Source organism: Brucella pseudogrignonensis (assembly GCF_031454375.1).
GTDB classification, from domain to species: domain Bacteria; phylum Pseudomonadota; class Alphaproteobacteria; order Rhizobiales; family Rhizobiaceae; genus Brucella; species Brucella pseudogrignonensis_A.
This window is the reverse complement of record NZ_JAVDQT010000015.1, coordinates 37,825-47,487: the sequence shown is the minus strand read 5'-3', so window position 1 is coordinate 47,487 and position 9,663 is coordinate 37,825. Positions and strand designations below refer to the sequence as shown.

Here is a 9,663-nt window from a genome sequence, read left to right as displayed (position 1 = left end):
TGAGCATATGGACTTCGATATTGTCAGCCATAACGGGGGCCACCATCATCAGGCTAAGGGCCGCTGCGGCGAAGGAAATAGCACATTTACGCATTCTGTTGATCTCCAAAGCTGGCTTGGGCAGTTTCGGAAAGATGCCATTCACCAGTGCGAAGAAAATTTAGAATGCCTTTCGGTCGCGCTCTTTGATTGGGATCAAACAGATTTCAATAGTGGAGAGAAAAGATCAGAAATCGCTGGTCGCTATGTGTTTCAGCCGCTTGAGATCGCGCACAATAAGCGATTTTCTACCGCCTTCAACCAAGCCTTTGCCTTGCCACTGGCTAATAATGCGTGAGACCGTGTGCAAAGTGGTGCCTGTCAGCTCCGCAATATCTTGCCTTGAGACAGGAAAATCAATTCGGATACCGCTATCTTCTTTCACACCCGCTTCATCAGCAAGCCGGATGATCGCATGAGCCACACGTTGTTCGACTTCCTGCGTAGAAATTTCGCGAATACGCGAATGAGCCGCATCCAGACGACTGCCGATCATTTGCATTGTTTTGACGGCCAGTGTTGGATGGCGTGCCATGAACTCGCTCATCAGGTCCATTGGCCATGCAAGAACTCTGCTATCGACCAAAGCAAACGGAGTTCCGGGGTAGTCCTTGCGACCCAGAGCAAGCGCAAATCCAAACAGATCGCCGGGGTTGACCACGCGCACAATCAGCTGTTGTCCGTCAGCTGTCACCTGCGTCACTTTCAGACGTCCATGGACCAGGATGTAAAAAAGTTTGGCCTCTTCGCCCTGCTGAAAAACAGTATGCCCTTGTGGAACTGTTCTATGGGTCGATTGGTCGAGAAGCTTTTCAAAAGCGGGCGCATCCATGCCTGAAAAGACGGGCATTTCGCGCACCAGTATTTTCAAGGGTGTGTCGGTGGCCATTTCCTACTCCGGTCACCCGCAAATTTATGCGAATAGCAAACATTGGGGCAGGGAACTGGCTATCAGACACAACGCATGAATGAAATAGCGTTATGCCCCCTTTTGCATATTCAATGCAGATAAGGGGGCATTGGATGACTTAATATTTGGCTTTTAGGCCAACAAAAAACCCGCGTCCGTCACCGGGAAGGAACGCTGCCTGATCGGCCCTTGCCTGATCAACAATGAGAGTTGAGCTTGCGTATTTTTCGTCAAAGACATTGGCGACTTCGCCGAAGAACAGTAGATTTTCACTGATTTTCAACTCCGTGCGCAGATCAACCACGGCATAGGGATCAGAATAAAGCGTATTCATGTTATCGACAGGCGTTTTCTCTGGCACCCATTGAACAGCCCCCTGCAAAGTCCAGCGTTCGTTCACTTCATAATTGAGTACGGTGTTGATGATCTGGCGCGGCGCACCGGCAAGCTGGTTGTCACCGCGAAGTGGATCATCATGGAAGCGGAAGTCCTGATAGGTATAAGCAATGCGTCCCGTTATATGGTCTGTAATCCGTGCTGCAAGTCCAAGCTCGATACCAAAATGCCGTGTATCATCAGCATTGATCGCGCCAAGTGACGCGCCGGTAACATCGCGTAAGCTCAGCAGTTCATTATTGACCCATGAATAATAAGTTGTCACATCCCAAGCAAACTGACCCATTTCGGAGCGCCAGCCCGCTTCAATGGTTGTTGCGCTCTGCGCATCAAGGTCGGGTATGCGGAAAGCATCGGCAACCGCAAAAGGCGCTCCGGGTGTTGGTCGTCCGGCACTGCTGTTAGGTGTGCCATTGATGGTTGCCAGAAGATCGTCATGTGTGGGCGGTTCAAAGCTACGGCTGACGGCTGCAAAGAACGTGTTGATATCGTCCGGCTTGTAGCTCACGCCAAGGCTTGGGCTCCAGCCCTGATAATTGCGGTCGTAGCTGTTATTGTTCGCTGGCACTGCGCCGTTAGGCAAACGCACCGTAGGATTAGCCGGGTTGTAGGCAATGGTTGGCCGCGTCGAAAGGCTGTAAGTGTCGTCGTTCTTGCGCGTTGCATTGGCGTAGGAAAGCGCAGGCGAGACAGTGATTGTGTCGTTAACGGGCACGTTGAACCCTGCATGAAGCGAAAGTGTGCTGGCATCGAGATCGTTTTCACCGAACTGCGCGCCCTGCGTACCGGACTGATTGAGGTAATAATTACGGTCTGCCGAACCGATGGAATATTGTGCTGTCGTCTCAAAGAGGGGCAAGGGTGCTGCATCGTCGAGGGTATAGGCATAACGCACGACGCCGGTGAAATCGCCACCTTTGGTTTCACGGGTCCCTGCGGAAATCGGGAAGCGGAATGTGTCGTCCGTGTAGGTGTAACCCATGGCGACATCAAAGAGATGAGAGTCCAATTCCGCTGTGGTGCGAGAACCGATCAGGAGTTGTTTTGCATCGCGGCGTGGCCTGTCACGCAGAACATTGGGACCGGGATTAATTGCGCCGCCCGGCGTAATCGTCGGGCCTGTATGTACCTGACGGGGATCGGATTCGAGCTGGCTTTTGGTGAGTGGCCCCGACACATCAAAGCCCAGATCGGTATAGCCCCAGAAGAAACGGGTTTTGATGTTGTCCGTGACCTCGAAGCCAACATTGCCGCCTACGCTCACGCGTTCGGATTCGTTATAATCGCGGAAACCGTCGCGGCGTGTGTAGTCTGCCTGAAACAGCCCATCCATCGTGCCGGTCTGGAAGCTTGCTTTGCCAGAAACGCCAACCTGTCCGAATGAACCGCCGCTGACTGTTCCCTGTACTCCCTGATATTGCGCGCCTGTCGGTGATGCAAAATTAAGCGCTCCACCCAGTACGGTCGCGCCGAGCCGATTGGCCATATAGCCGCGATAGACTTCTATCGTTTCTGCAAGGCTGGGATTTGCAAATCCGACCGCGTAGGAGCCGTCAGCGCGATTGAGCGGTAATCCGTCCTGAAGCATCAGAATGCCACGCTCGACCGGGTTTTGTTGCAGGCCAGAACCACGGATCTGAATGCGGGGTTGGTCGTTGCCGCCAAAGAAGTTTTGCACAACCACACCAGGAACAGAACGCAATACACGCGATACGGTCTCGTTTGCGGTCACGACCCGATCACTCTGTTCGACAAGTGCCACACCGCCCGGCATCGCATCGAAGCGCTTTTTTAGCGCCGCATTGTCGTCGGCACCAATGACGATCGGATCGAGCACAATCGTTGATCCGGGCAATGCTGATTGTGCCAGAGCAAAGCCGCACGCGCTGATCAATATCAATCCGGTCGATGTCAGAAGTTGCAGCATTCGCTTTTGATGAAAGACCTCTGGCTTAGGCGCTCTCTGTTTGATGAGCATGCATATTCCCCTGCAATTGCGAGCGCCCCGCGCTCAGAGTGACAGACGGTAAATAAACATGAGGGAAATTCTCTTCTTTGATCTAAATCAAAGAGGGGCGCTAACCACAACTATAATAGTGGGAAAGATCTGAACCCCATTGGAGTGGACAATGAGTGAAACGCTGAGAGCTGTGGTGGCCGCGCCCTTGAACAGACGTGCTTTGCTTGCTGGCCTTGCCGCCATTCCGACAGGCTTACTGGCATCTCAACTAATGGGCGGCTTAGGCTCAGCACGCGCTGACACACTCGAGGAGCTGGTGATCTATGGGCCGCCCGCCGGGCCGTCGATCATTCTGGCTGAGGCGCTGGCATCAGGTGAACTCAATGGCCTTGCTAACAAGATCAGTTTCAAAGTCTGGCGCAGCCCTGATGAAATGCGCGCAGGTCTGACCTCTGGCACAATGTTGGCGGTTGTTCTGTCGGTTCAGGTCGCGGCAAATCTCTATAATCGCGGTATGAAGCTCAAGCTTCTCAACACGATGACCGATGGCCTGATTTACATTGTTTCAGACGATACAGAGCTTAACTCAATTCCTGCCCTTAAGGGCAAGCGGCTGGCTGTGCCATTCAGAAATGACATGCCTGACCTTGTTTTCAAGCGCTTGCTTGCTCATTACGGATTAGCGCCTGAGAAAGATATTCCCCTTGAGAATACGTCGTCGCCGATTGAGGCGATGCAGATGCTTCTGACAGGCAAGGTCGATGCAGTTCTTGCGCCTGAGCCAGCAATTTCTGCTGCTATAATGCTAGGCGAAGCCGCGGGCAAAGATATCAGCCGCACCATCGACGTGCAAAAACTCTGGGGAGAGGTGACGGGGAAGGCTCCTACTCTACCGCAAGCAGGATTGGTGTTGACAGATAAGCTCCTGATAGAACATCCAGATTTGGCTGATCGTTTGCAGAGCGCTCTTGAAGCCGCTTCGCAGCGCGTGAATGCTGATGCTGCCAAGGCTGCCAGCATTGCAGCGCAATCGCTCGATTTTCCCGAACCGGTTCTTGCCGCATCCATCGCAACGTCGCGTCTTATGGCAACGCGTGCCAGCAAGGCACGGCCCGCAATTGAAACGATGCTTGAAACGCTTGCATCAAATGATCCTGCGATTATCGCCGGAAAATTGCCGGATGACGGGTTCTATCTTTAATTGGAAACACAATGACAAGCTGGGCTGAAAGGGTAGGGAGGACAGGACGCTTTCTCTGGTCCGCATGGTCGGGCCTCGCAGCTTTGATGTTGTTGGCAGCACTTTGGCAGTTCGGACATGAGACCTATGGCGATTTTATCCTGCCATCGCCCTTAGCGACGTTTCACGCTGCAATCGCATTGCTGGGCGATCATAATGCATGGGAACTCACGTTCCTCACGACACGCCGCGCGCTGAAAGGTTTTGCTTTTGCAGCTGCTTTTGGTGCAGGTCTTGGTCTCATGGCGGGTTATTTTCCGGCAGTTCTGCGTTTGGCTAGACCGCTTGTCACAGTATTGCTTGGGGTTCCGCCCATCGCATGGATCGTGCTTGCAATGATCTGGTTTGGTTCAACAGATGGTACTGTTGCTATGACCATTCTCGTATCGTCATCGCCACTGATTTTCGTATCTGTGGCCGAAGGCATCATGACCCGTGATCGTGAGCTTGATGATATGGCGTGCGCCTTTGGTGCAAGTGGCTTAAAGCGTCTGACGACACTTAGTCTGCGCCATGTTTCGGCCTATCTGTTTCCTGCGCTCGCGGTATCGCTCGGCTCGGCCTTCAAAGTGGCGGTCATGGCAGAACTACTGGCCAATGTCGGCGGCATTGGCGGTGAACTGGCGCGCAGTCGTGCCAATCTCGATATTGCCGGTTCGCTTGCCTGGGTGCTGATCGCGGTAACCGCGCTGATCGTGATCGAATACGGGCTGATCCATCCAGTGCGTGCAGAATTCGAACGCTGGCGTGTTGCAGCCCAACCATGGGGCGTTAAGCGTTGAGTTGGTTGTCATGACAGTGCTGGAACTTGATCGTATCGGACATGCTTATTTCGGGCGCACGGTGCTCGATCATATCAGTCTCGATGTAGAAGCGGCTGAAATAGTCGCGCTGGTGGGGCCGTCAGGCTGCGGTAAAAGCACACTGATCCATATCGCCGCTGGCATTGTCGATCAGCGCCGTGGGCGCATCAGCCGCAATTACAGCCAGCATGGCATGATTTTCCAGGAGCCGCGGTTGCTGCCTTGGGCAACTGCGAATGATAATATTGGCTATCCTCTGCGCATTGCAGGCATGAAGCGTCGGGACCGTGATGAGGCTGTGAAACGTGCAGCAAATCGTGTTGCTTTCGAGTTAGCTGATCTTGATAAATATCCGTCTGAACTTTCGGGCGGAATGCAGCAGCGTGTCGCCATTGCGCGTGCGCTGGTCATTGAACCGGACTTCCTGTTCTGCGACGAACCCTTTACCGCGCTCGATGTCGCTCTCAAACGCCGGATGCAAGACATCATCATTGATGCCGGGCGAACAACGCGCTTCGGTTCAATATTCGTCACTCATGATCTCATGGAAGCGGCCCGTATCGCGCATCGCATTGTTGTGCTCAACAGTGATGGCAACGGTATTACGGGCGAACGTAGGCTACCGCTGTTGCCGGGCCAACGCTCTGATGAAGACGTGTTTGTGTTTGTGCAGGATTTTCTCAAATACGATCCAATTTTCCGTCATATTGATGATGTCGATGAGCGGAGACGACCATGACTGCCATCACGGAGCGGCCCGCACAGCCATTATTGGCTATATTGACGGATGAAGGCTTTCGGCTTTTCTTCCCGCTCGCAGCACTTTATGCAGCTATCTGGCCTTTTCAGTGGGTGCTGGTTTTTGGTCTCGATCTACCGCTTGTGCGCTCCACGCCGCCTGCGCTTTGGCATGCGCATGAAATGATTTTCGGTTCCTTTGGTGCGGCACTTCTCGGCTTTATCACCACGGCAGTGCCTGAATGGACCGACACGAAGCGCCTTCAGGGCAGACCGCTTTTGGTACTCGCAACACTATGGTTGACCGGCCGCCTGGTCGGTTTTCTGGGTGCCGACAGCCTTGGACTTATTGGCGCATTAGCCGACCTTGCATGGCTTGGCTTTCTTATTGCCTACATGCTCAAACTCACGTCTGTGCGACGAACAGACCGGCTACTGGTATTCGTCGGCTGGATTGTGGCGCTGACACTCTGCGAGGCGCTGGTGCGATATGGTTTCTTTGTTGAGAATATTGAGCTTGCAAGCCAGATGCTGCGCATCGCGGGACTGGTGTTTCTCGGGCTTCTTGGCATTGCACTGGCGCGTATTACGGTGCCGATTACCAATCTGGTGCTGGACCCATCACGAAGCACGGCGCCTTTTCGTCCGCATCCCGGCAGACTCAATCTGGCGCCGGGGCTGATCGTTATTGCAGTTGTGGTCGATATGTTTGGCTTCTCGCCTGAGACATGTGGCTATGTGATGATTGCGGCGGGTGCCGCTTTTATGGACCGCGTGGGCGAAGCCTATATCGGCAAAGAGGCTTTGCGCGCTGAAATCATAGCGCTTGCTGGTTCTTCAGCCTTGGCGGGTATCGGATTATTATTAAGCGGTGCGGCCAAACTCGGCGCACCTATTCCCGAGCTTGCAGGTGTGCACGTGGCGCTGATGGGTGGTCTGGGACTTGGTGTTCTCGCAGTCTTCTGTATCGCGGGTCTGCTGCACACGCATCAGACGCTTGGTCTACCGCGCGTCGCAAAATTTGCGATTTTCCTTCTTGTTGCAGCCGTTATTTGCCGTATTTTGCCCGATACGGGTTTTTTACCGGAGCTGCCGGGCTCGCCTTATGCGCTGGCGGCAGTTTTATGGGCATCGGCATTTTTGCTGTGGCTCAAAAGCTATTGGCCCGCGATACGGGTGTTGCAGAGTGGTGATAATCAGTTTGGCTGAGAGGATGTGGCGACTATAGTTTTGCATCCCGGTGCTGTGACATGGTTTGAAGTAGGCCCGTGTCGAGCCCACTAAGTTTTTGACAGGACCAGAAGGCGGGCTCTCCATGATTACTCATCATTTGTTGAATATTTGAAAATATGCGGTCCAGTGTTGTCGTGTTTGATTAATGTCAAAGACGGCGAACCAATTCGATATTCAAACTTGACGCATGAGAAATGCTTCTGTTTTGCCGCCGAATTATGTCTGCTTGCAAAGCTTCATGCGTGAGCTGGAAAAGCGCGGCGATCTGGTTTGTATCAAGCGTCCGGTTTCGTTGGTTCACGAGATAACGGAAATCCATAAACGCGTGCTGCACGCGGACGGCCCGGCGCTGCTTTTCGAAAAACCGGTCGATGCTAATGGTTATGTTCAAGCGATACCACTGCTGGCCAATCTGTTCGGCGCCGAGCGGCGGATTGCCTGGGGGCTTGGCCGGGAAGTCGAAGAACTGCCAGCGCTGGCTGAGATGCTCGCAGAATTGCGTGCGCCAAAGCCACCGCGTTCGGCAAAAGAAATTTGGAGTAAACTTCCGCTTGCCCGTGCAGCGCTCGCGATGCGTCCACGCCGGATAAGCCGTGCACCGGTTCATGAAACGGTTCTTCTGGACGATGAAATTGATCTTGGTAAGCTGCCGATCCAATGGTGCTGGCCGGGTGAGCCTGCGCCGCTTGTGACATGGCCGCTGGTAATCACATGTGCGCCCGACGATCCGTCAGACGTGAACGTCGGAATTTACCGGATGCAGAAATTAGGACCAGACCGCATGATTATGCGTTGGCTCGCGCATCGCGGTGGAGCGCGTCACCATCGCATGTGGCAGCAGCGTGGGCTTGATATGCCCGTCGCTGTTGCCATCGGTGTTGACCCTGCGAGCATATTAGCGGCCGTCATGCCGCTGCCCGAAGGTATGAGCGAACTCGCGTTCTCAGGCCTCCTGTCACGCCGCAGACCTGTTATCACCGACGCATGCACAGTTCCGCTGAGTGTGCCTGCTCATGCAGAAATTATTCTCGAAGGCCATGTGTCAGCATCACATACGGCACCTGAAGGGCCGTATGGCGATCATACCGGCTATTATAACAGTGTCGAAGAATTCCCCGTAATGCAGCTCAGCGCGATCACTATGCGTAAAAAGCCTGTCTATTTATCGACCTATACGGGACGACCGCCAGATGAACCGTCGAAGCTTGGCGAAGTAATGAACCAGCTTTTTGTGCCGGTTGTGCATGCGCAGTTTCCGGAAATCGTTGACCTTTGGTTGCCTCCCGCTGCTTGCTCTTATCGTGCTATGGTGGTTTCGATCGACAAACGGTATCCGGGGCAGGCGCGGCGCGTGATGATGGGGCTATGGTCGATGCTTCCACAGTTCAGCTATACCAAACTTATCATCGCAGTTGATCCCGACATTAATGTGCGCAACCGGGATGATGTGCTGTGGGCTTTGTCTACAAGGTTCGATGCAAGCCGCGATCTCGTCACGCTTGATAATACGCCAGTCGATTATCTCGATTTTGCATCGCCGCGCTCTGGTCTCGGGGGCAAATTGGGGCTTGATGCCACTAATAAGATCGGGCCGGAAACCGATCGGGAATGGGGCGAGGTGCTGACCATGAACGACAGCACAATCGCGCGGGTCGATGCTATATGGGATGAACTTGGTCTAAGCGGAGTACCAAGAACATGAAGCGGATTGTTATCGGTGTCTCCGGTGCATCAGGCTCTATTATCCCTGTCAAAATCCTCGAAAAGCTGGCAAAGCTAGAAGATGTAGAAGCACATCTCGTCGTCTCGGAGGCCGCCGAACGAACCTTGCGCTACGAGCTTGGCCCCAATGGCTATTCAATGCTGCATCAGCTTGCAGACAAAACCTATTCCATTGAAGATGTGGGTGCGACAATCGCCAGTGGTTCGGTGCCAACCGCAGGCATGATTGTGGCGCCGTGTTCGATGCGCACACTTGCATCTATTGCACATGGCTTCAGCGACAGCTTGTTAACGCGCGCTGCTGATGTGCATCTCAAAGAACGGCGCCGCCTGGTTTTGCTAACCCGCGAAACGCCATTGCATCTGGTTCATTTGCGCAACATGTGCACGGTTACAGAAATGGGCGCAATCGTGATGCCGCCGGTTCCGGCTTTTTATCTAAATCCTCAAAGTGTGGAAGAAATCGTGGATCATATTGCAGCGCGTGCCATTGATCTTGTCGGCGCAGGCATTCCACAGGCGCAAAGCTGGAACCCAGATAGTTTTGCGAGCGGATACGCCATTTCTGATTAAGTGGAGCTCTTGCCTTCACTAGAGTCAAACTCATCTATATGATCGGTAA

8 protein-coding genes are annotated in these 9,663 nt (G+C 53.6%); 6 read left to right on the top strand and 2 right to left on the bottom strand.

The window, feature by feature from the left end; genetic code table 11:
• Positions 1–226 precede the first annotated feature (226 nt).
• Both J2782_RS22305 and J2782_RS22300 read right to left on the bottom strand, forming a co-directional pair.
• A complete protein-coding gene (locus J2782_RS22305) occupies positions 227–928 on the bottom strand; it encodes a Crp/Fnr family transcriptional regulator (RefSeq protein ID WP_310016294.1) in 702 nt (233 codons plus the stop codon).
• Between the two features lie 139 nt (positions 929–1,067).
• Positions 1,068–3,323 (bottom strand): TonB-dependent receptor family protein, encoded by a 2,256-nt coding sequence (locus J2782_RS22300; protein ID WP_310016292.1) that lies wholly within the window; start codon positions 3,321–3,323, stop codon positions 1,068–1,070.
• Between the two features lie 151 nt (positions 3,324–3,474).
• On the opposite strand from J2782_RS22300, the gene J2782_RS22295 reads away from it, so the two are divergent.
• From J2782_RS22295 to J2782_RS22270, 6 genes are all read left to right on the top strand, one after another.
• Positions 3,475–4,506: an ABC transporter substrate-binding protein gene (locus J2782_RS22295; RefSeq protein ID WP_310016290.1), complete on the top strand. Its 1,032-nt coding sequence runs from the start codon at positions 3,475–3,477 to the stop codon at positions 4,504–4,506.
• A gap of 11 nt (positions 4,507–4,517) precedes the next feature.
• Positions 4,518–5,327 (top strand): ABC transporter permease, encoded by an 810-nt coding sequence (locus J2782_RS22290; RefSeq protein ID WP_310016288.1) that lies wholly within the window; start codon positions 4,518–4,520, stop codon positions 5,325–5,327.
• Between the two features lie 10 nt (positions 5,328–5,337).
• Complete coding sequence (locus tag J2782_RS22285) at positions 5,338–6,087, top strand: ABC transporter ATP-binding protein (protein ID WP_310016286.1); 750 nt, start codon at positions 5,338–5,340, stop codon at positions 6,085–6,087.
• Complete coding sequence (locus J2782_RS22280) at positions 6,084–7,295, top strand: NnrS family protein (protein WP_310016284.1); 1,212 nt, start codon at positions 6,084–6,086, stop codon at positions 7,293–7,295. The genes J2782_RS22285 and J2782_RS22280 overlap by 4 nt, the downstream gene beginning before the upstream one ends.
• A gap of 211 nt (positions 7,296–7,506) precedes the next feature.
• Positions 7,507–9,021 carry a UbiD family decarboxylase gene (locus J2782_RS22275; protein ID WP_310016282.1) on the top strand — a complete coding sequence of 505 codons (1,515 nt, stop codon included), beginning with the start codon at positions 7,507–7,509 and terminating at the stop codon, positions 9,019–9,021.
• Positions 9,018–9,614, top strand: coding sequence for a UbiX family flavin prenyltransferase (locus tag J2782_RS22270; protein WP_310016280.1), 597 nt, complete (start codon positions 9,018–9,020; stop codon positions 9,612–9,614). The genes J2782_RS22275 and J2782_RS22270 overlap by 4 nt, the downstream gene beginning before the upstream one ends.
• Positions 9,615–9,663: the final 49 nt, after the last annotated feature.

Excerpts from the sequence above, each read along its gene's own strand:
- J2782_RS22305 (WP_310016294.1), bottom strand. The coding sequence starts at position 928 with ATGGCCACCGACACACCCTTGAAAATACTGGTGCGCGAAATGCCCGTC.
- J2782_RS22300 (WP_310016292.1), bottom strand. The coding sequence starts at position 3,323 with ATGCTCATCAAACAGAGAGCGCCTAAGCCAGAGGTCTTTCATCAAAAG.
- J2782_RS22295 (WP_310016290.1), top strand. The coding sequence starts at position 3,475 with ATGAGTGAAACGCTGAGAGCTGTGGTGGCCGCGCCCTTGAACAGACGT.
- J2782_RS22290 (WP_310016288.1), top strand. The coding sequence starts at position 4,518 with ATGACAAGCTGGGCTGAAAGGGTAGGGAGGACAGGACGCTTTCTCTGG.
- J2782_RS22285 (WP_310016286.1), top strand. The coding sequence starts at position 5,338 with ATGACAGTGCTGGAACTTGATCGTATCGGACATGCTTATTTCGGGCGC.
- J2782_RS22280 (WP_310016284.1), top strand. The coding sequence starts at position 6,084 with ATGACTGCCATCACGGAGCGGCCCGCACAGCCATTATTGGCTATATTG.
- J2782_RS22275 (WP_310016282.1), top strand. The coding sequence starts at position 7,507 with ATGAGAAATGCTTCTGTTTTGCCGCCGAATTATGTCTGCTTGCAAAGC.
- J2782_RS22270 (WP_310016280.1), top strand. The coding sequence starts at position 9,018 with ATGAAGCGGATTGTTATCGGTGTCTCCGGTGCATCAGGCTCTATTATC.